The following is a 23,744-nucleotide window of genomic DNA, read 5'->3' on the forward strand; positions in this document are numbered from 1 at the left end:
CGGCTTTTCTCCCTCAGCTCGCTCGCCCGAGAGCAGCATCGAAACGCTGCCAGATGGGCGTCATGTCGACGACGGACTTGTTTCGCATTGCCTCATCCATCGAGAGGGCCAGAAGACCGGCCTCAAGCGCATCGACCACCGAGACCGGCAGCGGTGCGCCTTCGACAAGATGCTTGAGAATGTCTTCGGCCATCTGCTCGTCGGCACCATAGTGAGCGGAAAGCGAACTGGCCTCATAGGTCTTGTCTTCCAGCCGATCCGAGGTGCGGCTGTCGGTGACCTTGAAATAATTGCGGACGAAATCGCCTTCGGCCATGCCCTTGGCACCGATCACGGCAAAGCGCCGGTAATCGTCAGGGGTATTGAGATTGGTATGGAAGGTCATTGCCGCGCCGTTCTCATACTGGATGAGCGCGGTCTGGAAATCGATGATGTCGCCGTCGCTATCAAATACCTTGTCCGAGCCCATCCAGCCCGAAGGCTTGCGATGGTAGACTTCCATGTCGTTGATGCCGGAAACCTGCGGCGCATTGGCTGGCACGAAGCTGCGGCGACCGCCGAAGCTGGCGACATAGCGCGGGCGGCAGCCCATGACGCCATTATAAAGATCGAGGTCGTGGCAGCACTTTTCGAGCATGAAGCTGCCCGAATACTTTCCATACCGCCGCCAGTCGCGCATGAAGAAGGCGCCGTGATAGGGCGGAATTGTTTCGGAAGCTTCGATCGAGGCGATATCGCCGAGCTTGCCTTCGGCCTGGGCCTTGCGCAGATCGACGTAAAGCGGCGCATAACGCAGAACGAGACCCACCATAACATTGTCGGAGCCGTATTGGCCGATCAGCTCGGCGATCGCCATCGTGTCCTCGATCGAGGTCACCACCGGCTTTTCGGCAAAAATCTTCATGCCGCGCTCGAGGCCGATCCGGATATGCTCGAGGTGAAGATGATTGGGCGAGCCGACCATCAAGAGATCGAGATTGCCCTCATCGATCAGGGCCTCGAGGCTGTCATATTGCTTGCCGACGGCAACGCCATGTTCGGCTGCATAGGGCAGGCCCGCCGGGGCCGGATCGACATAGCCGACGATGTTGAAATCGCTTTTGGCGGCGGAGAAAACCCGCGCCAGATAAGCCAAGCGATAGCCAAGGCCGATAATGCCTACCCGCATATTCCCTGTACCCTGTTTCCCGCCAATCTCTTCCGGATTGGTCGGTATTTCTGTAAACGATTTTCAAGACTAGGCGTGTTTATGAAGGAATGTCAACACAGATTCCCGCCATTGACAATACCAATTTAAGCCACTCTTCTTCATCGCTGCTTTCAGCAGCAGTTTGCTGCATTTCTGGGCGTTTTATATGCCTTTGTGCCGATCAATGATGTGGACAAAGTCAGCGCCAACATGCAGCATGTCGCAATTGGTATCGTTGTGGCCTCTTTCATGCTTGGGCCTTGAGATGACATGCCTGAAAATTTGATACAGACTATCGGCAGAGGCCTGCAACGGGCCAGCCGGACCATGAGAACTCTATGACCTCGTCGCAGAATCCCTTCCCGAACGATCCCGACCGCTCCGCCATCTGGACTATGCTGGTGCCGCGCGACATCGCCGCCTATGTCGCTGCGGACTGGTCGATGGTCGAAAGCGATTTCGTTGCCGGCGACTTCATGGGGATCAATGGCAACAAGACCGATAATCCGGACGGCTGGACCATCAGCTTTCCCACGCTCGAAGACTATCGCGACGAGTGGCTGCGCCAGGCACATGAGGGCCAGGCCCAGTCCTATGCCGAGGACGTCGAGGCCGGCATCCACCGCGCCACGAGCCTCACGGAAATCGAGATCACCGGCGACCGGGCGATCGCGCACAAGACGTTCAACGGCGAGATCAAGCTCAGCAATGGCGGCGCAGATCGCCTCAACTGGCAAACGCTCTATTTTTGCCGCAAGGTCGAGGGGACGTGGAAGTTGACGGGGTTCGTGGGTTACCTTCCTTACCCCATGGGCAAGACGGCTTAAGAAAAACGTGGTGTCATTCCCGCGAAACCGGGAACGCCAGTTTGCCTTCGGCCATCCCAACGGAGGTCCCCGCTTTCGCGGGGGACGGCACCGGAGGGGCAAAGCACGGAATTGGTCCATGTCCATCCTCTCCCCGCAGCGCCTGACCATGCTGGTTTTCTTTCTCCAGCCTGTCGCTTTCGGTGCCTGGTTGCCGCGCATCCCAGAAATCCAGGCCGCTCTAGGCCTTGGTCCGGCGGCTCTGGCGCTGGCGCTGCTCGGCATGCCTTGCGGCACGCTGATCACCCTGCCCTTTGCCGGTCCGCTGGTGGCCAAGATCGGCGCGCGCGCCGCCATCATCTGGGGCTTTGTGTTCTATTCGGTCGCTGCGAGCCTGCCGGTGCTGGCCCCGCATCCGATCCTTTTGTTCATCGCCCTGATGCTGGCCGGCTCCGCCATTTCCTTTGTCGAACTCGGGCTCAACGTTCAGGCCGACCTCGTCGAAAAATCGAGCGGCAAGATGATCATGAACACCTCCCATGGCTGCTGGTCGCTCGGCATCATGGTAGGCAGCCTCATTGGGTCGGGCTTTGCCGCCATCGGGGTCATCCCGCAGATCGCGGTGCCGCTCCTTGCATCCCTCGTCCTCCCGGTCGCCATCGCCGCCGGCCTTGCCCTGCCCAGGCTCAGTGACGCTCCAGTCGAGGGCCAATCCCGAAAATCGGCATGGTCCCCTCCGAGCCCGGCCCTGATCGGCATCTGCCTTTTCGTTTTCGGAATCACCATGACCGAGGGCGCCATGGCTGACTGGTCGGCTATCTTCCTCCGCGATGCGCTTTCGGCCGAAGGCGGGCTCGTCGGGCTTGGCTATTCCTTCTTTGCATTCATGGTCGCGGCCGGCCGCTTTGGCGGCGACACGCTCAAGCGCAGCTTTGGTGCTGTCACCACTGCCCGCCTTTGCGGCACTCTCGCCGTCCTCGGCGGACTTTTTCTTTATTTTGCGCCTGGGGTCGAACTGGCGCTGATCGGCTTCGGCATCATCGGGGTCGGCGTTTCCGTCGGCTTCCCCCTCGCTGTGACCGCCGCTGCCGGCATCGGCGACCGTCCCGCCTCGGCCAATGTCGCCGTACTCTCCTTCGTGGCCCTCACCGGCTTTCTGATGGGCCCGCCGCTTATCGGTTTCGTCGCCGAACATTCCGGCATTCGCTTCGGCATTGCCTGCGTCGTGCCGTTCCTGCTCTTGAGCCTCTCGCTCGCGGGACGGCTCGCCGGTCAAAACCCCACAGTGGCCAAACCTCAGTCCCCCGCCATTCGGGCATAGCCCTCATGGCCTTCTCACCTCAAATCGCTTCATTGGAGCGATTTGTCCTACGGAGTGGTTCGAAGATGCGCATTGCCGTTGCTGGCCTGCATACCGAATGCAGCACCTACAATCCCGTCATCGCCCGCGAGGCCGATTTTCGCGTCTTGCGCGGCCCGAGCATGCTTAAGGACCAGTATTTTGACTTCCTGACGCATTTCCCGGCCGAATTCGTCACCATTCTCCACGCCCGCGCCATTGCCGGCGGCCCCGTCGAACATGCGCTCTACCAAAAATGGAAAGCCGAAATCCTCGACGGTATCAGGGCCGCCATGCCGCTTGACGGCGTTTATCTTGCCATGCACGGCGCCATGTTCGTTCAAAACATGCTCGACGCCGAGGGCGACTTTATTGCCTCCGTCCGCGATCTCGTCGGCCCCGACGTATTGATCGCTGCCAGCTACGATCTCCATGGCAATGTCAGCCAGAAGATTGTCGATGGCCTCGACATCTTTTCGACCTATCGCACTGCGCCCCATATCGATGTGCCCGACACCATGCGGCGCGCGGTGACCATGCTGGTCCGCGCTCTACGCACCGGCGTCAGGCCCAAAGTCGCCTGGGCCCCTGTTCCCGTGCTGCTCCCCGGCGAACGCACCTCCACCCAGGACGAGCCGGCCAGGAGCTTTTATGCCCAGCTCCACGAGGTGGAAGAGCAGTCCGGCATCTGGGACGCCTCCTTCCAAGTCGGCTATGTCTGGGCCGACGAACCGCGTTCCACCGCCTGTGCCGTCATCACCGGCACCGACAAGGCGGCGATGGAAAAGGCTGCTACAAAACTCGCGCTAGACTATTGGGACGTGCGCGAACAATTCGTCTTCGGCATGGAAACCGGCTCCATCGACGAGTGCGTCGACCGCGCCATTGCCAGCAAGACCAGCCCGGTGGTGCTCGCCGAATCCGGCGACAACCCCACCGGCGGCGGCGTCGGGGACAGGGCCGAGGTTTTGGCAGCACTCATCGCCCGGGACGCACAAGGCGTGATCTTTGCCGGCATTGCAGACAAAGCCGCCACGGAGGCCGCCTATGCCGCCGGCGTTGGCGCGACCATTCCCCTCCATATCGGCGCGAGCCTCGACCCGTCCTCGACGCCGGTCGATACGACAGGCGAAGTGATCTTTCTTCTCGAGCACGACAATCCGCTCTTCCGCGAAGCGGTCGTCCGCATCGGTGGCATCGACCTGGTATTGACCGCTCGCCGTCGCCCCTTCCACAACATTGCGGACTTCACCAAGCTCGGCCTTGATCCACGCGCGGCAAAGATCGTGGCGGTGAAGTCGGGCTATCTCTCCCCAGAGCTTGGCCCCATCGCCAACCCCGGCATCATGGCCCTGTCGCCGGGCGTAGTAGACCAGTTCGTCGAACGCACCACCCGCAACCACACCCCGCGCCCGAGTTTCCCCTTCGACCGCAATTTTGCGTTCGTGCCGGGGGTTAAGTGGTCGGCGCTGGCCAAATAATCTGGCGCCTGCATCACCCCATCCCAACCTCCCCCATCTAGGGGGAGGTGCAGGGCAGAGGTATTGAATAGATCGCGCCTCAAACGCGATGCGCCACCTCCCCCTTGATGGGGGGAGGCCGGCAGGACTTGGAACCACGGACACCCTTCCATCGCGCCCCACTTTCGTTTACGCACAAACCGAAAGCGGCAGGCTCTTCATGAATCCCCAGATGCGACAGGCCCAGATCGTCGAACTCGCCCGGCAAAAGGGCGGGGTCACGGTGGAACAGCTTGTCGAAGCTTTCGAGGTCACCCCGCAGACCATCCGCAAGGATCTCAACATTCTTTGCGATCGCGGTGCGCTCAAGCGCACCCATGGCGGGGCAATTCACCCATCCGGCGTCGAAAACGTCGAATATGAAGCTCGCCGCCAGATCGCGACCGAGGAAAAGCAGGCGATCGGCCGCGCCGCTGCCGCGCTGATCCCCGACAATGCCTCGCTCTTTATCAATATCGGCACGACGACCGAAGCCGTTAGCCAGGCACTGAGCGAGCATCATGGCCTCATGGTCATCACCAACAATATCAATGTCGCCAATCGGCTGCGCACCGTGCCGAGCGTTGAAGTCGTCATTGCCGGCGGGGTCGTGCGCCCCTCCGATGGTGGCATCGTAGGCGAGGCGGCGGTCGATTTCATCCGCCAGTTCAAGGTCGATTTCGCCGTCATCGGCGTTTCGGCCATCGATCCGGATGGTGCGCTGCTCGATTTCGATTTTCGCGAGGTCAAGGTCGCCCAGGCGATCATCGCCAATGCCCGGCATGTGATCCTGGTTTCGGACGCAACCAAGTTCTCACGCACGGCGCCGGTGCGCATCGGGCACCTGTCGCAGGCTCATACCTTCATCACCGACAGCTGCCCGCACGATTCGATCCGGCGGCTCTGCGACGAGGCCGATATCCGGCTGATCGAAACCAATTTCTCCCAACCACAGGACTGACCATGACCTCCCCGCTCGATACACTCGCCAAGGCCCTGATTGCCGCCCATGACGGAGGTCCGGTCGTCGGCCCGGTGACTGATGCGGATGTGCCGGCGGACATGGACGCGGTCTATGCGCTGCAGGATCGGATCATGGCTAATATCGGCCCTGTCGGCGGCTGGAAGATCCTTGCCGGAGGTGAAAGCACGCCGATCTGCGCGCCGATCCCCGCCAATCGCTTCTTCCCCAATGGTGCAACGCTCGACGCCAAGACCCATCGCTTCATCATCGCCGAAGTCGAAGTTGCCGTTCTCCTCGGCGCCGATCTCTTCGGCTCGCCCAATCGCTTCGAAGTCGAGGCGGCGATCGCTTCGGTCAATCCTGCGCTCGAAATGGTCGGCGACCCCTTTGCCGATCGCGATGGGACACCGCGCAACCTGCAGCTCGGTGATCTTCAGAGCAATGGCGCCGTGGTCGTCGGCCCGGCGCTTTCTGCCGACATCCGCGGCGCTCTCGCGACGCTGCCGGTATCCCTTACCTATGATGGCCAGGTGTCAAAGGCCGTCGACAAGGGCGCATCATGGGACGATATCATTGCTGCGCTCGTCTGGCTCGCGCCACATGCCGAAGCGCGCGGCCTGCCGCTCAAGGCCGGCCAGACGATCATCACCGGTGCCCGCGTCGCTATGCCCTTGGGCGAGGCCGAGCGTGTCGGCGGCCATTTCGGCGATTGGGGCCAGGTGACGGCGCACTGCACGCGCTAAGAAAAAAGGCCCGCTTCGGCGGGCCTTCTTGTCAGAACATCAGCGCATCGAGGTCCATGTCGTCGTTGGCCGGTTCCTCGACCAGCACTGTACCGGCATTGCCGAAGAGACGGTTGTGGATCTGCCGTTCCGCCTCCATCGTATAGGTCTTGCGCAGCTTTTCGAGCACCGGCAGCAGATCCTCCGGGAGGGGATCGGGCATCGGGTCCGATGACAGCGCTGCGATCTGCATGGCGATGTCTTCCATGTTTTCGGCGAGCCGCGATTGGCCATCGATGCCGGACGCGGCTGCGTTGAGAAGGCCGATGACCTTTGGACCATCGGCACTAAGGCTCGCCATCGCCGTCGAGAGGCGTTCGTCGAGCCCGGTGAGCAGCGCCATGGCGTGGTTGGCCTGCTGTTCGAGCCGGCCGATCTGCCCGGCATTCTCGCCGCCAGCGGCTTCGCCGAAAGCGCCAGCAAGAGCGGATGCTTCGTCGAGCTGCGCCATCGCGGCTTCTGCGGCAACCACCGTCTCCGTCGTCAGTTCGCGCAATTGCGAAGCAATCACGGTGAGAGAAGCGCCGCGCGGACCTAATTGCGCGCAACGCACCGCCGCGTTGAGCGAAACGAGCCGCATATTGGATTCGATATCCTGGACTGCGGCGACATGGCCGAGCAGTACCGACACGGTCTGTTGCACGGCTGCCGCAACCGCTTCGAGCTTGCTGCGCTCGATTTCGCAATCACGGAGGATCTCGGTCGCAACGCGCAATTGCGCACTGAGCGTTGTCAGCGCCGAACCTTCGCTGCTGCCGGCGCCATAAAGGTCGCGGCTGCGCGCCATGATCGTGCCGGCGTCGCTTGCCAGCGCCTGCAGCGCCTCTTCCGCTTCACCCACTTCGCCGGCAAAATCCTGCGCGGTCGAGCGCAATTGCTCTTCTTCGAGAAGGCTCAGCGCCGTCAGCGCCTCGCGTTGATCGCCGCTTTCGCTCAAGAGATCGGCGAGACTATTGAGCCCGGCTTCCACGTGCTCGAGCCGCTGGCGGGTCGAGTCGCCCACCTGCAGGGCCATGACGGCGCTGCCGATCCGCCCGACGATGCCGCGCGACACGCGACCCGTTTCCGCCGAGCTTTCGACGGCCGATTGCCGCTGTGCATCGAGCGCTTCTAGCGTCTCGTCGAGATTTTCCGCCAGCTCGGATAAAGTATGGGCGTGGGCCGTATCGAAACGCGCGCGCTGGCTCACCGCACGCCCGACCTCAGTCGTCAGTTGCCGATAGACCTGGCTGAATTCCTGGATGGTCGAATGCGCCGAATCCGACAGGGTCGCGATATCGGTGGTGAAAACGTCGAAATCGTCGCTGTCCCCGACGATGCCAGCGGCGGTGACGCGGGCGTTGACCGAGACGATGCCGATCATCTTGACGGTGCGGCGCAACTGATCGATCGGGCCCGTTGCCGCCGCGACCACTTCGGCGAGACGAGCGAGATCGGCCTTTTCCTTGGCGAAATCTGCGGTCAGTTCGCGTGCCTTGCGCGCTACGGCGCGCAGCTGACTCGAAGCCTCGACGACCTCCTCGCCCTGGAGCGCGGTGGGCAGCGCCTCGAAGAGCCGGGTCAGCCTGTTGAGCATCGCCGCGCCTTCGGAAAGGCGCGAGCCGACGGAAACGAAGGCTTCCTCGATCTCCTGGCGCGGCTGGGCCAGCGCCAGGGATAGGGCCTTGACGGATGTGGCGTCGGAACCGGTCATGCGGCGCCTCCGGCTGCTCGCGGCGCATTGCGCCCGAAATTGATGATCTCCGTCGCCATGCGCGACAAGGGCAGGATGCGCCCGGCGGCACCGCGCTGGATGGCTTCCTTGGGCATGCCGAAAACGACCGAGCTTTCTTCGTCCTGCGCGACGGTGGGGCTGCCCATCTGGCGCATTTCGAGAAGGCCCCGGGCGCCATCGTCGCCCATGCCGGTGAGCAGCATGCCCAAGGCATTGCGGCCAGCCATCTGCGCGGTCGAACGGAACAGGATATCGACGGAGGGCCGATGACGCGACACGTGCGGTCCCTCGACGATTTTCACGGTATAGCGCGATCCGTTGCGCACGAGCTGCATGTGCACATTACCCGGCGCGATCAGGGCGCGGCCTGCCATGACGAGGTCGCCGTCCTCGGCTTCCTTGACCGTGATGGCACAGGTCGAATCGAGCCGGCGGGCAAAGGCGCCGGTGAATTTTTCAGGCATGTGCTGGACGATGAGGATGGCCGGGCTCGTTGCCGGCAATTCTTCGAGCACTTCGCGTAGGGCTTCTGTGCCGCCGGTCGAGGCCCCGATGGAAACAATTGGCTCGGTCACGGGCATGCGGGCAATGAGGCTGTCACGCCGCATGTCGCTCAGGGGTGGAATGATCGCATCGGCCGTGAGCTTGGCCTCGACCGTCATTACCGGCGCAGCTTTCTTCAGCCCCTTCATCTTGGCATGGGCCGCGGCCTTGGCCGCATCGCAGATGCGCATGCGCGATTCTTGCAGGAACTGCGCGGTGTCGACGCGCGGCTTGGTCACGACATCGACGGCACCAGCTTCCATACATTGCATCAGCGTATCCGAACCGGCTTGGGCAAGGCCCGAGCAGATCACCACAGGAATGGGGCGCTGGGCCATGATCTTCTTGAGAAAGGTCAGCCCGTCCATGCGCGGCATTTCGACGTCGAGAAAGATCACGTCAGGAACTTCGTGACGGATTTTTTCGACCGCGACATAGGGGTCGGCGGCCGTCGCCATGACTTCGAGGTCGGGGTCGGCCGAAATGATCTCGCTCAGCGTCGTTCGCACCGAGGCACTGTCATCCACGATGAGGACGCGGATTTTGCTCATTCTGTTATGCTCACACTCGCTGGAAGACGGCAGGCGCGACCTGCCGCACGGGTATCGACGTGCCGATCATGGACTCGGAATGACCAAGAAGTAGATAACCGCCCGGCCGGAGATGGCCGACAAGACGATTGATCACCTTGGCCTGGTCCGTCTTGTCGAAATAGATCAGCACATTGCGCAGCAGGACGATGTCGACATCCCGGTCGAACGGATATTTCTCCTCCATCAGGTTGAGGCGATGAAATTGCACCAGCCGGCGCAGTTCGGGCACGATCCGCACATCGGGACGCACGCCGTTCTTGCGCGCCCACATCAGATATTGCGCCTGCATGTTCTGCGGCACGGGCACGATCTGGTCAGCCGGATAGACGGCGCGCCGGCCCTGGTCGAGCACGTCGGTCGAAATATCGGTCCCGAGGATGGCGAAGCGGAAGTTGCGCATCTGCTTGACCATATCGGCCAGAACCATGGCGCAGGTATAAGCCTCCGCACCGGTCGAGGACGCCGCGCTCCAGATTTTTAGAAGCGGATTGCGCTCGCCCGAACGGGCCTCCAGCAATTCCGGCACCATTTTCGAACGCATCAGCTCGAAATGTTCGGGCTCGCGGAAGAAGTCGGTCTTGTTGGTCGTCACCACATTGATGAGATAGGGCAGCTCGGCCTTGATCCCATCCTTGCGGAAAATGTAGTCGCCATAAGCGTCGAAGGTCGGCAATTGCAGAGCGCGCAGACGCCGCCGCAGCCGCCCTTCCACCATCAGCCGCTTGGCCGGGGGCAGGCGAATGCCAGCCTCATTGCCGATCAGGGTTGCGATCTTGGCAAAATCGGCATGGCTGAGATGGTCTTCGCCATCCGCTTCAAGAACAGGGGCACGCGATACTAAAGCCACTCTAGTCTCCAACAGGGAGCGGGCCCGCGCCGAAACGATGTGCGGGCCGAAAAACGAGGTTCAGGCTGCCGAAAGAATGTCGGCGCCGCTGCCCAACAGCTTGTCGAGGTCGAGCACGGTGACGAAATTGCCGTTCCGACGCCCGATGCCCTCGATGCAGTGATCCTGCCAGCGGGCATTGAAGCTCGGGGGCGGGTCGAGCTCGTCGCTGTCGAGCACCGTTACCTCGAAGACGCGATCGGCACGAAGCCCGAGCGTCACCGGGCCCGTCGGGCTTTGCACACAGAGGACGACGATGCGCGTCGTCTCCGTGTCGCCCTTGGGATCCATGCCCAGCGTCAGCCGCAGGTCAAGCACGGGCACGCCCTGCCCGCGCACATCGATGATGCCGAGGAAATTCTCGGGCGCCCGCGGCAGGCGCGAAATGGCGCGCATGTCGAGGATTTCCTGAACTTTGGTGACCGGTGCGGCGAAGATTTCCTCCGCCACCCCCAAGGTCACATATTGGTTGAGGTCTGCCATGGTTTTTCCCTTAGGCTACGCGGGTGAAATCCGCGTCGATATCGTCGCCGCCGCCATCGAGCGACAGGTCGAACCCGCCCGAATTGGCCTTGGGCTTGGCGGCGGCCCGGTTCATGTGCGGGGCAGCAGCCATCACGGCACTCTTGAGGTCGCGGCGGGCCTTGGGCGCCGCAGCAAGATTGGCCGTGGCATTGGCGCTCAGACGGAAGTAGCTGATCGCGGCCTGGAGTTGCTCGGATTGGCTCGCCAGTTCCTCGGCCGTCGAGGACATTTCTTCGGCCGCAGAGGTATTCTGCTGGGTGACCTTATCGAGCTGCTGGATCGCGGTGTTGATTTGCGACGCACCGGCATTCTGCTCGCGGCTGCCGGCGGAGATTTCCTCGACAAGTTCGGCGGTGCGCTGGATGTCGGGCACGAGCTTGTTGAGCATTTCGCCGGCCGACTGCGCTGCCTTCACGGTCGTCCCGGAGAGGGTCGAAATTTCAGCCGCCGCAGCCTGGCTGCGCTCGGCGAGCTTGCGCACTTCCGAAGCCACGACCGCAAAGCCACGGCCATGTTCGCCGGCACGGGCAGCCTCGACCGCTGCGTCGAGGGCGAGAAGATCGGTCTGACGGGCGATTTCCTGGACGACGAGAATCTTATCGGCGATGGTTTCCATGGCGGTGACGGCATTGGCCACAGCCTGACCCGAAGCGATGGCATCGGCAGCAGACTGGCGAGCGATCTTTTCGGTCTGGGACGCATTGTCAGCCGACTGCTTGATCGTCGCAGCCATTTCTTCCATCGAAGCCGAGGCTTCTTCTGTGGATGACGCCTGTTCGGTCGCCCCCTGGCTCAGCTGTTCGGCCGTTGCCGACATTTCCTGGGCACCAGCCGAGACATTGTTGGCCGACGAAATGGCATCGGCGATCACGTCGCGGAGCTTTTCGACCATGCGTTCAAGCGCAATGCCGAGCGTATCCTTGTCCGACAGACGCTTGGGCTCGACCGTCAGGTCGCCATTGGCGATCTGGTCGGCGATTGTTGCGGAATTGCGCAGGTTGTCGGTCATCACGGTCAGCGAATTCGCCAGATCGCGGATTTCGTCGTTGGCCTTATGCTCGATCTTCTGGTTGAGATCGCCAATGCTGATGGCGTCGGCAAGGCCGATGGCGCGGCGGAGGCCGGTGCTGATGGTCAGCGAGATCCAGACGGCAACAACGATCGACAACACGAGGGTCAGCGCGGTTGCGGCCAGAAGCAGGTTGCGCGAGGTGTCGTATTGCACATTGGTGTCCTGGTCCATCTGGGCCAGCGTGCCGGTGATCTGGGCGTTGAGATCATCGAGCAGGGAGATCATCTCATTGTTGATCGAGGCGGATTCACCCATCGAAATCGTCGCAGCGCGGGCATTGGACTCGGTAGAGTTCTGCTTGCCGAGGGCAATGATCTGGTCCTGCAGCCCGATCCACTTGGGCAACAGCGCGCGGAACTGCTTGGCCTTATCGGCAACCACCGGATCGGGATCGGCTTCGAGCTTGTCGAGCAGCGGTTCGACCTGGCCGCGATTGGTTTGCACGTCCTCGATATAGTTCTGAATTTCCGAAGCATCGGTATTCAGGATGACGTTCTTTTCGGCCCGGATGGCAAGGAGAACGGCATTGGCGAGGTCGTTGGAGTCTTTGATATTGGCGGCTGGACCATCCACGAGACGGGTGATCGCATCATTGAGCGAACCCAGGTTGGAGATCGAGAAGGCCGTCATCAGGCCCGAAATGAGAATGACGGCGGCGAAAGCCAGGCCGAGCTTGAGTTTGATCGTAAATCTCATCTGAGATTATCCTTGTCCTCGAAAGGCGCTTCTGCGCCTTGAGCCGATTGGTGCCGGTGCGACGCGGCGAGTGACGCTGAATTTGGGGCCGGGCATGGGTCCGGCCTGGAGTTTGCAGATGCCTTTCGGCAGAGGACGCGAAGGACTTCTGGCCTTCGTGTGCCGTCAGGCGGCGCCGGCGCGGGAGAACTCGCTGTCGAGATCGTCCACGGCGCCTTCGAGATCGAGATCGAAGCCACCCGAGGCCATCTTGGGGCGATTGGCCATATGCGGCGCGGCAGCGACCACGGCGGCGCGGATATCGCGCTTGGCCGCTGCCGGTGCCGGCTTGCGGTTGGCGTTGACGGCCGGGGCCATCGCGCCGCTGCTGAGGCGGAAGTAGCTGATCGCCGATTGTAGCTGCTCGGACTGGCTCGCCAGCTCCTCGGCCGTCGAAGACATTTCTTCGGCCGCTGAAGTGTTCTGCTGGGTCACCTTATCGAGCTGCTGGATCGCGGTATTGATCTGCGCCGCGCCCACATTCTGTTCGCGGCTGCCGGCCGAGATTTCCTCGACGAGTTCGGCCGTGCGTTGGATATCGGGCACGAGCTTGTTGAGCATTTCGCCTGCCGACTGCGCCGCCTTTACGGTCGTCCCGGAGAGGGTCGAAATTTCAGCCGCTGCAGCCTGGCTCCGTTCGGCAAGCTTGCGCACTTCCGAGGCGACCACCGCAAAACCGCGGCCATGTTCACCGGCACGGGCAGCTTCCACCGCTGCGTTGAGCGCCAGAAGATCGGTCTGGCGCGCGATTTCCTGTACGACCATGATCTTCTGCGCGATCGTTTCCATGGCGGAAACCGCATGAGCCACAGCTTCACCAGAAGCGATCGCGTCGGCAGCCGACTGTCGGGCGATCTTCTCAGTCTGGCTCGCATTATCGGCAGACTGCTTGATGGTTGCAGCCATTTCTTCCATCGAAGCCGAAGCCTCTTCGGTGGACGACGCCTGTTCGGTCGCGCCCTGGCTCAGCTGTTCGGCGGTTGCCGACATTTCCTGAGCCCCGGCCGAAACATTGTTGGCCGAGGCGATGGCGTCCGCGATCACGTCTCGCAGCTTTTCCACCATGCGCTCGAGCGCGATACCCAGCGTATCCTTGTCGGAAAGACGCCGCGGCTCGACGGTCAGATCGCCGCCGGCAATCTGTTCGGCCACGGCTGCCGAAGCGCCGAGACCTTCGACCATGCGCGTCATCGCCTGGCCGAGCACGTCCTTGTCGGACAGGATTTTTGGTTTTGCCGAAAGGTCGCCATAGGCCACCTGATCGACGACCGTCGCCGAAGCCCGCAGGTTGTCGGTCATGACGTTGACGGTATCGACGAGGTCCTTGATCTCGTCATTGCTCTTGATTTCGACGCGCTGGTCGAGATCGCCGATCGAGACCGCCGAAACGACTTGCTTGACCTTGTTGAGACCGCGGGAAATGCCAAGCACGATCCAGGTTGCGGCAATTGCGGCGATCAAGGCGGACCCGACGAGGAGGCCGATCAGCAGCGTCAGGCTCGTCTGATAGAGGGTATTGGCACCGGCCGCCGCCTCCGAGAGCAGCGTACGATTATGATCGATCATGCCTTGGAGAATGGCATCGGCATCGGTGCGCAGAGCGGCTGCGATTCCGTTCTTTTCCGTAGCGTCCAGATCAGCGCGCGTCAGCGACATGGCGACCGCCTTATCCATGGCGTTGACCATATCCGAATAGGCCGCTTCGGCAGCTGCGACGAGATTGGCGTCGGCGGCTGGGACAGCGCGACGCAGGGCCGGCATCTCATCCTTGATCGCGGCAATGCCGGACACGTAATCGGCGTGCCATTTTTCCTGCAGTTCCGGATTCATGGATGCGAGCAGGATGTTGCGCTGCTGCCGGAAGATGTCCGTCATGGTCAGGAAGCTGTCAGAGGCTTTTTGATAGGCCGGGAAGGCACTGAGATCTCCGGCAGCGACCCGTGCAGCCATGGCACTCTTGAGTGCACCCATGGTCTCTTCGACGACGCCGAGGGAATCGCTGCCTTCGCTGCGGCTGATCGCCAATGCCTGAACGTCGCTATTGGCTTGGGCCGGGATCTCGACCGTCTTCACGGCCGTCCAGAGCTCGTCATACTTGGCGACAAAAGCCTCTAGACTGGCAGTGGTCTGTGGGTCGGTGATGTTGGCGCGCAGGGTATCGATCCCCGCGGTGACTTCGCCAGCATCCTCCTCGATCTTGCCGATATATTCCTCGATCGTTGCCGGATCGTCGCTGAGGATCAGGGCGCGCGTGCGAGACCCCATGCTTTCCATGCTCGTCTGCATCTGGGCCATGGTCAGGGAGTTGGCCGTGCGAACGTCTACGATGGTGTTGAGCGACGAGTTGAGCTGACCCAGGTTCTGGACCGCGATCAGCATGCTGCCGGCAGAAAGCGCAACGACGGTGGCAAAAGTTGCCGCGAGCTTGGCTTTGATGGTTAGTCTCATTGCAGGATTGCCCCTTCAGGCAAGGTTTTTACGCGTCGTTACGCTTGGGGTCTGGGAGGGATGCCGCGTCGTCCACCGCGGCATCCCGGCTTGCATTTTCAGGCAGCGTTGCGGCGGGAGAATTCGCCGTCGAGATCGTCGGCACCGCCGTCGAGATCGAGATCGAATCCACCGGCATTGGTCTTGGCGCGCGTCGTCGCGCTCATATGCGGCGACGAAGCCATGACTGCCGAGCGCAGGTCACGCTTGGCTGCATTTTTGGGCTGAATGCTGGCCATTGCCGCCATGGCATCCACCCGGAAGTAGCTGATCGCGGCCTGGAGCTGTTCGGCCTGGCTTGCCAGTTCTTCGGCGGTCGAGGACATTTCTTCGGCCGCAGAGGTGTTCTGCTGGGTGACCTTGTCGAGCTGCTGAATCGCGGTGTTGATCTGGGCTGCACCAGCATTCTGCTCGCGGCTGCCGGCCGAGATTTCCTCGACGAGTTCGGCCGTGCGCTGGATATCGGGCACGAGCTTGTTGAGCATTTCGCCGGCCGACTGCGCCGCCTTGACCGTCGTCCCGGAAAGGGTCGAGATTTCGGCGGCTGCCGCCTGGCTCCGTTCGGCGAGTTTTCTCACCTCGGAAGCCACAACCGCAAAACCCCGGCCGTGTTCGCCGGCGCGGGCGGCTTCCACCGCCGCATTGAGCGCCAGAAGATCGGTCTGGCGGGCGATTTCCTGCACCACCATGATCTTTTCAGCGATCGTCTGCATGGCCGAGACGGCGTTGTTGACGGCCTCGCCCGAGGCAATCGCGTCGGCAGCGGACTGACGGGCGATCTTTTCGGTCTGGCTCGCATTGTCGGCAGACTGCTTGATCGTCGCGGCCATTTCTTCCATCGAGGCCGAAGCCTCTTCGGTCGAGGATGCCTGTTCGGTGGCGCCCTGGCTCAACTGTTCGGCCGTTGCCGACATTTCCTGGCTGCCCGAGGCGACATTGCGTGTCGCTGCGGTCACTTCCGAGACGACATCGCGCAGCTTCTGCGTCATGGCATTGAGCGCCTTGATCAGATCGCCGACTTCATCGTCGCCCTTGACCGATGCGGTGGCGTTGAGATCGCCGCCCGACACTTCGTTGGCAAGGCGCACGGCGCTCAAAAGGGCCTTCGAAATCGAAAGCACGATCCAGGTGGCCGCAATGGCCGCAACGAGAGCGGAGCCGATCATCAGCGCGATCAGCATCATGCGGCTTTGTTCGTAAAGATTGATCGCTTCGGTATTGGCCTGCTGCATCTGCTCGTCATTGAGAGCAATGATCGAATTGAGCGCATCGACCGAGACCTGGCGGGCTTCGCGGGCTGCACCATTGGCAAGGGCTGTCGCAGCGAAGTCGCCGTTTTCGATAGCAGTTGCCTGGGCGCTCATGACGCCATTGAGCCAGCCATTAACCTGGTCGCGATATGTAGAGAAAGCCGCCCGTTCGCCTGCCGGCAGGCTCTTGCCCACCTCATCGATGGCGCTGAGGAGCCCCGCCTGGCGATCGGCGAGCGCCGCCACATAGCCCTTCTGCCGCTCCGGATCGCCCATATTGAGAACGACATTTCGGATATCGCGCGAGATTTCGAGCATCTGGGTATCGAGCCTCTTGAGGAGGCGATAGCTCGCAAAATCAGCGCTCGGCGAACCGTTCGCGACGTCGGCTTCAAGACGGCCCTCGATAGCGTGCAAAGTATCGAAGGCGCCCTTTTGGACAGCGCCCGCAGCCTCGATCTGCTCGCTCGCGACCATATTGGAATTGAGTTTTGCAAGACGCTGCACTTCGCCGTGCTGGACGAGATAATCGTCCCAGGCCTTGGCAAAGCCATCGACGCGCTGCTTGCCGGCCTCGCTCGAAAGATCGCGTAGCGTTGCGATCTCCCCGACGATCGCCGCCTTTTCAGTCTCGATCTGGCCAGAAAACTGCGCGAAACCTGCTTCGTCTGATGCAAGGATCAGGTTCTTTTCATCCCTTGCGACGCGCAGGGTGCGCGCATTGAGATCGGCGGCGATCTGGATGCGCTGAACATTGCCTTCGATGATGGCTTCCATCGATTGGCTGAGGGAGCCGAGGTTCTGGATTCCCATGAACATGCCCACGGCAGACATGGCGACAACCGCGACGAAAGTCGCCGCCAGCTTGGTCTTAATCGTTACTCTCACGATGCAGCCCTTTCTTCTGAAGCAGCTCCGGCCTGGCTTCTGCCAGCCGGTGTCTCGAAAATCTTTTCCATGTCCGGAATGATGATGAAGCCGCCATTGCGCTTGCCGATGCCCTTGACGAATTCGGGGCGCCAGCGCATGCCGACCTTGGGTGCCTCTTCGATCGAGGCGGCCTCGATATCGGTGACATCGTGCACCTTATCGGCCAGGATCCCGGCAATGGTCGGCTCGCCGTCGATATCGACTTCCATGACGACGATGCGCGTGTCCTCGTCTGGCTCCGGCCGTTCCATGCCGAACATCACCCGCAGGTCCGCCAGCGGCACTACGCGGCCACGTACGTTGATGAGACCGCCCACGAAGGAAGGCGCGCTCGGCACTTCGGTGATCGGCACGAGATCGAGGATTTCGCGAACCCGGCTCGCTTCGACGGCAAAGAGCTCGTCCTCGAGGCGGATGGTGAGCGCGGTCATGACGTCCTGGTTCTCGCTCATGCGGCTCTCCCGAGATTGCGTTCGACATAGGACTGGCCAGAGGCCACGAGGTGCGCCGTATCGAGGATCAGCGCCACCGTGCCATCGCCGAGAATGGTGGCGCCGGAGAAGGACTTGATGCCCGAATGCAGTTTCGAGAGCTGCTTGATGACGGTCTGGTTGTTGCCGATGATCTGATCGACCACGAGCCCGACCCGGCCCTCACCGGAAGAGACGATGACCACCTTTTCGTGCTCGTCGCCCTGGCCCTTGAGCCCAAAAACTTCGCGAAGGCGGAGATAGGGCACGAGCGAGCCGCGGATATCGAGAAAATTGCGGCCCTTGGCATTGGCTTCGACGCCCGCCGGCAATTCGACGCATTCCTCGACGGCGGCGAGCGGGATGGTGTAGCGCCCGCCCCCGACCCGGATCAGCATGCCATCGATGATGGCCAGGGTCAGCGGCAGCCGCAGGGTAAAGACCGAACCCTTGCCTGGCGTCGTTGCGACATCGATCGTGCCGCGAAGCCCGTCGATGGTGCGCTTGACGACGTCCATGCCGACACCTCGGCCGGAAAGGGCAGTGACTTCCTTGGCCGTCGAGAAGCCGGGCGCGAAGATCAGGTGATTCAGTTCCTGCTCGGTCAGCTTGGCCTCGGGCAGGATCAGCCCATTTTCCTCGGCCTTGGCGCGGATGCGCTCGTGATTGAGGCCGGCACCGTCGTCGATCACCGAGATGGCGACTTCTGCGCCTGAATACACGGCCGAGAGACGCACGGTGCCCTTGGGGTCCTTGCCTGCGGCCACGCGCTTTTCCGCGCTTTCGAGACCATGGTCGACCGAGTTGCGGATCAGGTGCACCAGGGGATCGGCGAGGCGCTCGATCACGGTCTTGTCGAGCTCGGTTTCTTCGCCGGTCGTGATGAATTCGATCTGCTTGCCCAGTTCATTGGACAGATCGTGCACGAGGCGGCGGAAGCGGGAGAAGATGGTCCCGATCGGCACCATGCGGATGCCCATGGTGGTGTCACGCAGTCCCGAAGACAGGCGCTCGAGCTCCTCGGCAATGGTCTTGAGGCCGGCATCGGAGGAGCTCGCCGCGATCTGGCTGAGGCGGGCCTGGGCAATGACGAGTTCGCCCACCCGGTCCATCAGTTCGTCGAGCCGTTCCGCCGGCACGCGGAGCGAGGTCGCCTGCGGCTTGTCCGCCTCCGCCTTTTCTGCGGGCTTGGTTTTCTTCGCTACCGGCGCGGGCTTGGCAACCGGGGCCACTTCGCTCGCCACGGCAGGAGCCGGCGCCGGGGGCTCGGCGACGAACGGGGCTTCGGGCATGACATCTTCGAGGCTGATCTCGACGCCTGCGCCCGAGGGAGCCTCCGCCGCCAGCGGCACGAGGGTCAGGTCCATATTGTCGCGCAGGAACAGGAAGACATCGTCGATCGCCGCCGTCGGATCGTCGGCCACGGCAAGATCGACCTGCCAGCCGAGATAGCTGACTTCGGGATCCATCACTTCGAGATCGGGAATGCGATCGGTGAGCGCGAGCACGTTCGTCGGCCCGATCTGGGCCAGTTCGGCCAGCAGCAGCTCCGGATTGGTGCCATAGATCAGCGCATCGGCAGGCAGATAGAAGGTCAGCCGCCAGCCCTTGGCCTGGCTCGTTGCTGTGGACGCTGCAGCGGGCGCTGCAACCGCGGGCTCGACAGGGGCCGGTTCGGCGTGAGCGCCGCTCGTGCCGCCATCGAGGCTAGCGCGCAGCGCCATCAGGATCGCCGCGCCGCCGTCGATAGGCGCATCGGGATTTTCGATCAGGAGATGAATGTGATCCTTGGCATCGAGCGCCACCCCGATCAGGGCGGCATTGGCCTCGCTCTCGCCCTTGCGCACCCGGTCGAAGGCCGTTTCGAAATCATGGACGAACTCGGCAACGGCGGTGAAGCCGAACATGGCGCCCGAACCCTTGATCGTATGAAGGGCGCGGAAGGTCGAGTTGATCAGGTCCGCATTGGAGGGATCCTGCTCGAGGTCCAGAAGGCCGGCTTCGAGCTGGTCGAGCAGCTCGCGCGCCTCCTGGCGGAATGTCTCGGTGGGGTCGGAGATGTTCATGCCCCTGTGACCTTCTTGATGACGGCCAGCAACTGGTCCTGCTTGAAGGGTTTGACGATCCAGCCGGTGGCGCCGGCTTCCTTGGCCTGGCGCTTGAGCTCCTCATCGGATTCGGTGGTGAGCAGGATGATCGGAATGCCCTTGCTCGAGGGGTGCTGGCGATATTTGCGGATGAACTCGATGCCGTTGAGCACCGGCATGTTGAGGTCGGTGATGACAGCATGGACCGTGTTGGCGGTCGCCTTGTCGTAGCCATCCTGGCCATTCACCGCCTCGATCACATCAAGACCGGCAGAGGTCAGCGTCATCGAAACCATCTGGCGAATGGAGGCGGAGTCATCAATGGTGAGAATTGTCTTGGTCATGCCGTCGCGTCCCGTCGTGTTAGGTGTGTGCGGTCCAAAAGTGCGCCGCCGGCTGCGCGGGGTTCAGGAAACCCGCGCCCTCGAGCACCGCTTGCAGCTTGGGGCCCGGCGCCCCCGCCAGGGTCAGGGCTTTGCCCGTGGCCGCAGCCTTTTTCCGCGCCGCTAGAATGGACTGCACGGTGGTCACGTCGGCCTGGGTGATGTCCTTGGTGTCGAGCGCGACAGCGGCATTGGCGGCTAGCGCCTCCTTAAGGCGGCCGAGCACGTCTTGAGCGGACTTGACCGAGACATCGCCGGTCAAAACAAGCGTGAAGATACTGGTCCCGGTCATGGTGACGACCGGGTCGGAGTAGATATCAGCGATGTCATAATGCTCTCAGGCGTTGGGGTGTTAACAACCGATAAACGGTACGAAGTATTCAGGCGGCGCGCGAACCCGTCCCAAAATTCTGCGACGATGTCTGCAGCCGTATTCCCATCCGGCCTTGCTAGGATAATTCCATTAATGGCTTAATCATTGGTTACAGCATCAAGATTTTTACTAATCTAGATAGCCATCTGTTAGTATAAACAATTATCCAATACTGGAATCTAGAAGAGGATCGGAGCAGCCCGATTCAGAATCCAGCCTGCGCCGTGCAGAATCAAAGCAAATAGACTCTGAGTCGATTCAGAGTCCTTTCCGCGCCAATACTGTTTGATTCATTGCCCGGCCTACTGCGTCCGGGTCTTGCGACGCCGTCAATCAATGCAATTTTATGGGACGACACGGCGTTCAGGAACGCATGGCGACTGCCTTTATTGCGCCGCATTCCACGCATCGAGCACCAGCTCCGTAAAATTACGGAAGAGGCCTCTTAAGCAGTCCGCAGCAGAAATGATCGATATCAGCCACTTAACCGCGGGACACGAACGAAATCCACTCAGAAGGCGGATTTCGCGTCGGATGCTTTCCCGTTTCGGATCATTGTCCGGTGGTCAGTCAACGTTCTTGTTCGCCCAGGAAAATTGCGGCTGAGCGATATAGTTGAGCCCGTCCGTTTCGCCGGCAATCCGCCGCAGCAGGATTTGTCCGAGCTGGCGGCCGGCATCGACGAAATCCTCCGGCACGGTTTCCGCCGCCGGCTGGAATTGCATGAACATCGATGATGATTGTTTGGTCACGACATGGGCAGTTTCGCCCACCTTGTGCCCGGCTTCATTGAGCCCGCCAAGAATAGCCAGCGCCGAGACTTCGGAAGCGCAGATATAGCCATCGGGCCCATCGGGGCGCTTGGAGCGCTTGATGACATAGTTGCGGATCGCGTCGGTCGGACTGGCCAGGTTGATGTCGGCCGCGAATTCATAGGCGATCCCGGCTTCGCGCGCCGCCCGCTCGATGCCGCTCTTGAGGTGATCAGTATAGGTCAGTGCGCTGTCGGGCAGCACGATCGAGACCTTCTTGCAGCCCAGCGACGCCAGCCGCAGCGTCGCCCCATAAGCGTAGCTTTCATTGTCATAGTCAACAAATGGGTGCGGCTCGGGCCAGTGGCTGCGGCCATGGCTGACAAAGGGAAAGTCGTTGTCGATGAGGAAGCGGATGCGCTCGTCGAAGCTCTCGGCTTTCGAGAAGATGATGCCGTCGGCCATGCGATTGCGCACGATATGGCGGATCGGCTCGATCGGCTGCACATTGCGAAAGAGCGGTGCAATGACGAGGTGATACGAGGTGTCGCGTAGTGACTCGCTGATCCCCGTCACCAGCGACGTGCCGAACCCATAGATCTGTTCGTCGGGCTCGAGAACGAGCGAAATGACGTTGGTGCGCCCGGTTTTGAGGCGAAGCGCCGCGCGGTCCGGCAGGTAACCGATCTCGGCGGCGATACGCTGGACGCGGTCGCGCGTCTCCTGGGCCAGTTCCGGCGCATTGTTGAGCGCGCGTGAAATGGTGGTGACCGCAAGGCCCGTCATCTGGGCAATGGTCTTGAGCGTCGGCTTGCCGGAAGGCTTCACGCCGCGCTTGTTGCGCCCGGCGGACGGCAAATCGTCTTGCGACACTTTTATCCCCTGACACGTCCTCTTGGGGACGCCCTTAAAGACGGGAACAACACCAGATTGGCCCGGATAGATCAAGAAAAAGCGCGCATCTCTGGGATGATCCGCATGTTCTTTGAAAAGAATACGACGCCATCGATCGTGCTGCACGCTCTGGACGAGCCTGATGTACGTATGTCACCATACCGAGGAAGAGTCTCGCCCCGTCCATTGCAAAGGTTTCCGGCAAGGACCGGAACATGGCGGAAGCGATCTCGGATGCTGCCAAAGGCGGCGGGAGTTGGAATTCGTGCCGATCGGCACGGCGTGAGGAGACAAGATGCGCAAGGTTGGCATCGGCATTATCGGCTTGGGCAATATTTCGGCGGCTTACCTGAAGGCGGCCAAGGATTTTCCGGTTCTCGACATCAAGGCAGTGGCGGATCTCAATCCGGCAGCGGCCAAGGCCCGCGCCGATGAGTTCGGCCTCAAGGCAGTCAGCATCGAGGAGATCTTTGCTGATCCCGAAATCGAGATCATCCTCAATCTTACCATCCCGAAAGCCCATGTGGAGGTCGGTCTACGCGCGATCGAGGCGGGCAAGCACGTTTATTCCGAAAAGCCGCTCGGGGTTGTCTTTGCCGAAGGCAAGAAGCTCATCGAGGCCGCCAAGGCGAAAAATCTTCGTGTCGGTTCAGCGCCCGATACATTCCTCGGCGGCTCCCACCAGACGGCCCGCCGCATCGTCGATGAAGGCAAGCTCGGCCAGGCTGTCGGCGGCACGGCTTATTTCATGTGCCCCGGCCACGAGCGCTGGCACCCCAATCCTGCCTTCTACTATGAAGAAGGCGGCGGCCCCATGCTCGACATGGGCCCCTATTACATCACCGATCTCGTCAATCTCCTCGGCCCTGTCGCCAAGGTCTCGGGCTTCGGCACCATGCTGCGCAATACGCGCACCATCACCTCCGAAGCGCGTAATGGCGAAGTCATCCCCGTCCACGTCGCGACCCACGTGTCCGGCACGCTGGTCTTTGCCAATGGCGCGGTCGTCCAGATTTCGATGAGCTTTGACGTTGCCGGACACAGGCACGTACCGCTCGAAATCTATGGCACCGACGCGACCCTGATCGTGCCCGATCCGAACCATTTTGGCGGTCAAGTCGAGATCATGGAAAAGGGCGGGCAATGGACTAATGTCGACACCGACCAGCCCTATGCCGATGGCAATTACCGCTCGATCGGTCTGGCCGACATGGCCCACGCTATCGTCGAAAACCGTCCCCACCGCGCCAATGGCGATCTGGCGCTCCATGTGCTCGAAGTCATGGAAGCGTTCGAAACCTCATCAAAGACCGGCCAGGTGGTCGAAATCACGACACCCGTCACCCGCCCCGCGCCTCTGGCGACCTCGATCGTCGATGGGAAGCTGGGGCGGTAAAACCAGCGTCCACCATCACCCCCTCCCTACACCTCCCCCAATCAAGGGTGAGGTGTAGGGCCGGCGCTTGGACCA

General features: G+C 61.7%; 19 protein-coding genes. 6 read left to right on the forward strand and 13 right to left on the reverse strand.

The features are described from left to right. Positions 1-13: 13 nt before the first annotated feature. Entirely contained in the window at positions 14-1,168 is a 1,155-nt protein-coding gene (locus VW35_RS14075) for a Gfo/Idh/MocA family protein (RefSeq protein ID WP_046143700.1), read from the reverse strand. A gap of 359 nt (positions 1,169-1,527) precedes the next feature. Here VW35_RS14075 and VW35_RS14080 point away from each other — a divergent pair, with 359 nt between their 5' ends. The 5 genes from VW35_RS14080 to VW35_RS14100 all read left to right on the forward strand — a co-directional run bounded on the left by VW35_RS14080 (position 1,528) and on the right by VW35_RS14100 (position 6,540). Beyond that, positions 1,528-2,016, forward strand: a complete 489-nt coding sequence (locus tag VW35_RS14080; RefSeq protein WP_046143701.1) for a hypothetical protein — start codon at positions 1,528-1,530, stop codon at positions 2,014-2,016. Between the two features lie 118 nt (positions 2,017-2,134). Beyond that, positions 2,135-3,316, forward strand: coding sequence for an MFS transporter (locus VW35_RS14085; RefSeq protein ID WP_046143702.1), 1,182 nt, complete (start codon positions 2,135-2,137; stop codon positions 3,314-3,316). A 65-nt stretch (positions 3,317-3,381) separates the two neighbouring features. Then, complete coding sequence (locus VW35_RS14090; protein ID WP_046143703.1) at positions 3,382-4,815, forward strand: M81 family metallopeptidase; 1,434 nt, start codon at positions 3,382-3,384, stop codon at positions 4,813-4,815. A gap of 199 nt (positions 4,816-5,014) precedes the next feature. Then, positions 5,015-5,794, forward strand: coding sequence for a DeoR/GlpR family DNA-binding transcription regulator (locus tag VW35_RS14095; protein ID WP_046143704.1), 780 nt, complete (start codon positions 5,015-5,017; stop codon positions 5,792-5,794). A 2-nt stretch (positions 5,795-5,796) separates the two neighbouring features. Continuing rightward, entirely contained in the window at positions 5,797-6,540 is a 744-nt protein-coding gene (locus VW35_RS14100; protein ID WP_052951743.1) for a hypothetical protein, read from the forward strand. A gap of 31 nt (positions 6,541-6,571) precedes the next feature. On the opposite strand, the gene VW35_RS14105 is transcribed toward VW35_RS14100, so the two are convergent. The 12 genes from VW35_RS14105 to VW35_RS14160 all read right to left on the reverse strand — a co-directional run bounded on the left by VW35_RS14105 (position 6,572) and on the right by VW35_RS14160 (position 22,252). Next, complete coding sequence (locus VW35_RS14105; protein ID WP_046143705.1) at positions 6,572-8,272, reverse strand: coiled-coil domain-containing protein; 1,701 nt, start codon at positions 8,270-8,272, stop codon at positions 6,572-6,574. Further along, on the reverse strand, positions 8,269-9,387 hold the full coding sequence (locus VW35_RS14110; protein WP_046143706.1) for a protein-glutamate methylesterase/protein-glutamine glutaminase: 1,119 nt from the start codon (positions 9,385-9,387) through the stop codon (positions 8,269-8,271). Before VW35_RS14110 ends, VW35_RS14105 begins: the two co-directional genes overlap by 4 nt. Positions 9,388-9,397: 10 nt before the next feature. Further along, on the reverse strand, positions 9,398-10,276 hold the full coding sequence (locus VW35_RS14115; RefSeq protein ID WP_046143707.1) for a CheR family methyltransferase: 879 nt from the start codon (positions 10,274-10,276) through the stop codon (positions 9,398-9,400). A gap of 60 nt (positions 10,277-10,336) precedes the next feature. Then, positions 10,337-10,798: a chemotaxis protein CheW gene (locus VW35_RS14120; protein WP_046143708.1), complete on the reverse strand. Its 462-nt coding sequence runs from the start codon at positions 10,796-10,798 to the stop codon at positions 10,337-10,339. A gap of 10 nt (positions 10,799-10,808) precedes the next feature. After that, complete coding sequence (locus VW35_RS14125; RefSeq protein ID WP_046143709.1) at positions 10,809-12,608, reverse strand: methyl-accepting chemotaxis protein; 1,800 nt, start codon at positions 12,606-12,608, stop codon at positions 10,809-10,811. A gap of 165 nt (positions 12,609-12,773) precedes the next feature. Next, positions 12,774-15,095, reverse strand: a complete 2,322-nt coding sequence (locus tag VW35_RS14130; RefSeq protein ID WP_083982801.1) for a HAMP domain-containing methyl-accepting chemotaxis protein — start codon at positions 15,093-15,095, stop codon at positions 12,774-12,776. A 98-nt stretch (positions 15,096-15,193) separates the two neighbouring features. Next, positions 15,194-17,272, reverse strand: coding sequence for a HAMP domain-containing methyl-accepting chemotaxis protein (locus VW35_RS14135; RefSeq protein WP_152662597.1), 2,079 nt, complete (start codon positions 17,270-17,272; stop codon positions 15,194-15,196). Next, positions 17,269-17,766 carry a chemotaxis protein CheW gene (locus VW35_RS14140; RefSeq protein WP_046143710.1) on the reverse strand — a complete coding sequence of 166 codons (498 nt, stop codon included), beginning with the start codon at positions 17,764-17,766 and terminating at the stop codon, positions 17,269-17,271. Before VW35_RS14140 ends, VW35_RS14135 begins: the two co-directional genes overlap by 4 nt. Then, complete coding sequence (locus VW35_RS14145) at positions 17,763-19,850, reverse strand: chemotaxis protein CheA (protein ID WP_046143711.1); 2,088 nt, start codon at positions 19,848-19,850, stop codon at positions 17,763-17,765. The genes VW35_RS14140 and VW35_RS14145 overlap by 4 nt, the downstream gene beginning before the upstream one ends. Further along, entirely contained in the window at positions 19,847-20,215 is a 369-nt protein-coding gene (locus VW35_RS14150) for a response regulator (protein ID WP_046143712.1), read from the reverse strand. Before VW35_RS14150 ends, VW35_RS14145 begins: the two co-directional genes overlap by 4 nt. A 19-nt stretch (positions 20,216-20,234) precedes the next feature. Continuing rightward, positions 20,235-20,546: an STAS domain-containing protein gene (locus tag VW35_RS14155; RefSeq protein WP_046143713.1), complete on the reverse strand. Its 312-nt coding sequence runs from the start codon at positions 20,544-20,546 to the stop codon at positions 20,235-20,237. A gap of 647 nt (positions 20,547-21,193) precedes the next feature. Further along, positions 21,194-22,252 (reverse strand): LacI family transcriptional regulator, encoded by a 1,059-nt coding sequence (locus VW35_RS14160; RefSeq protein ID WP_046143833.1) that lies wholly within the window; start codon positions 22,250-22,252, stop codon positions 21,194-21,196. Between the two features lie 316 nt (positions 22,253-22,568). On the opposite strand from VW35_RS14160, the gene VW35_RS14165 reads away from it, so the two are divergent. Further along, positions 22,569-23,669, forward strand: coding sequence for a Gfo/Idh/MocA family protein (locus VW35_RS14165; protein ID WP_046143714.1), 1,101 nt, complete (start codon positions 22,569-22,571; stop codon positions 23,667-23,669). The last annotated feature ends 75 nt before the right edge of the window (positions 23,670-23,744 follow it).

The sequence above is a fragment of the Devosia soli genome (assembly GCF_000970455.1).
Taxonomy (GTDB): Bacteria; Pseudomonadota; Alphaproteobacteria; order Rhizobiales; family Devosiaceae; genus Devosia; species Devosia soli.